Here is a 2,172-nt window from a genome sequence, read left to right as displayed (position 1 = left end):
GCACGCCGTGCCGGGTCAGCACGGCGAGCGCCCGGGACTGGCTGGGCGTGACGTCCCAGGGCTCCAGGGCGTGGCGGGTGCGGTGCCGCAGCCGCCGGGCCACCGCCCAGAACGCCTCGGCCAGGCCCTCGTCGTCGCCGTCCGGCGCCGTGCTCGTCACGGGAATACGGTAACAGCAGAAGCCGTTGTTCCCTCATGTTGAGGCAACCTCAGCATTGTCGGACGAAAGGCGGACGCCCGTTGGCACCCACCCCCTCCGGCCGCGACCGCGGCCGCTCGGTCAGCGCCGCCGAAAAGGCGCAGGCCCGCCAGGTGTCGCTGCGGCGCATCGGCCGGCTCTTCACCGCCCACCGAGGCGCCCTGGTCACGGTCACGGCGATCATCGTGGCCTCCTCGGTGCTCGCCATGGCCTCGCCGTTCCTGCTCCGTGCGGTGATCGACCGGGCCCTGCCGGAGCGCGACCTGACGCTGCTGGCCTGGCTGGTCGGCGGCATGATCGCGGTCGCCGCCGTCACCGCCGTCCTTGGCGTCGTGCAGACCTGGATCTCCACCCGGGTCGGGCAGCAGGTCATGCACCGGCTGCGCACCGACGTCTTCGCCCACCTGCAACGGCAGTCGCTGGCGTTCTTCACCCGCACCCGCACCGGCGAGGTGCAGTCGCGGATCACCAACGACATCGGCGGCATGCAGTCTGTGGTGACCTCCACCGCCACCTCGATCGCGGCCAACCTCACCACGGTGGTCGCCACCGTCGTCGCGATGGTGGCGCTGTCCTGGCGGCTCTCCCTGGTCTCGCTCGTCGTGCTGCCCCCGGCGATCTGGCTGACCCGGCGGGTCGCCCACCTGCGCCGCGAGATCACCGCCCGGCGGCAACGGGAACTCGCCGACCTCAACGTCACCGTCGAGGAGGGGCTGTCGATCAGCGGCGTGCAGCTCGCCAAGACCCTCGGCACCGGCCCCGCCCTGATCGCCCGCTTCACCGCCTCGTCGGCCCGGCTGGTCGACCTGGAGCTGCGCTCCGAGCTGGCCGGCCGGTGGCGGATGGCCTCCATGAGCGTCATCTTCGCCGCGATCCCGGCGGTGATCTACCTCAGCGCCGGGCTGCCCGGCACCGCCGGCACGCTGAGCATCGGCACCCTGGTCGCCTTCACCGCTTTGCAGGGCGGACTGTTCCGACCGCTGATGGGACTGCTCAACGTGGGTGTCTCGCTGACCGCCTCGCTGGCGCTGTTCGCCCGGATCTTCGAGTACCTGGACCTCCCGGTCGAGGTGGACGACCCCGCCGAGCCCGTCGAGCTCGACCCGCGCCGGGTCCGCGGGCACCTGCGCCTCGACGACGTCACCTTCAGCTACCCGGGCAGCGACACCGCCGCCGTCGCGGGGATCACCCTCGACGTGCCGGCCGGCACCGGCCTCGCCCTGGTCGGCGAGACCGGCTCCGGCAAGAGCACCCTCGCCGCGCTGGTCAGCCGGCTGCACGACCCCACCAGCGGCCGGATCACCGTCGACGGGGTGGACCTGCGTCACCTGCGTCTGGCCGACCTGGCCGCGATCGTCGGGGTGGTCAGCCAGGAGACGTACCTGCTGCACACCACGGTGCGGGAGAACCTGCGCTACGCCCGGCCGGACGCCACCGACGCCGAGATCGAGGCCGCCGCGCGCGCCGCGCGGATCCACGACCTGATCGCCGGGCTCCCCGACGGGTACGACACCGTCGTCGGCTCCCGGGGGCACCGCTTCTCCGGCGGCGAGAAGCAGCGGCTGGCCATCGCCCGGACCCTGCTGCGGGACCCGCGCATCCTGGTCCTCGACGAGGCCACCAGCGCCCTGGACACCGAGACCGAGCGGGCCGTGCAGCAGGCGCTCGACGAGTTGACCCACGGCCGGACGACGATCACCATCGCCCACCGGCTCTCCACCGTGCGTGGCGCCGACCAGATCGCGGTGCTCGACCACGGGCGGATCGTCGAGGCCGGCACCCACGACACCCTGCTGCGCCGCAACGGCCGCTACGCGGTGCTCGCCTCCTGAGCCGTGCGGCCCTGGCCTCCGTCTCACAACCGTCGCAATACCGTCTCGTTACTCCGATTCGCCGGCGTCGAGGTGGCGGTAGAGGGTGGCCCGGGAGACGCCCAGCGCGGCGGCGATCTCGTCCGCCGAGTGGGCGCCCGC

2 protein-coding genes are annotated in these 2,172 nt (G+C 73.0%); one reads left to right on the top strand and one right to left on the bottom strand.

The window, feature by feature from the left end:
• The first annotated feature begins 240 nt into the window (after positions 1–240).
• On the top strand, positions 241–2,031 hold the full coding sequence (locus NCC78_RS31085; protein ID WP_284706376.1) for an ABC transporter ATP-binding protein: 1,791 nt from the start codon (positions 241–243) through the stop codon (positions 2,029–2,031).
• A 48-nt stretch (positions 2,032–2,079) separates the two neighbouring features.
• Here the strand turns inward: NCC78_RS31085 and NCC78_RS32650 are convergent.
• The coding region (locus NCC78_RS32650; RefSeq protein WP_372495242.1) for a helix-turn-helix domain-containing protein at positions 2,080–2,172 on the bottom strand (93 nt) is incomplete at its 5' end.

Origin of the sequence: Micromonospora phytophila (assembly GCF_023656545.1) — a bacterium.
Taxonomy (GTDB): Bacteria; Actinomycetota; Actinomycetes; order Mycobacteriales; family Micromonosporaceae; genus Micromonospora; species Micromonospora phytophila.
This window is presented reverse-complemented; position numbering and strand designations above follow the sequence as displayed.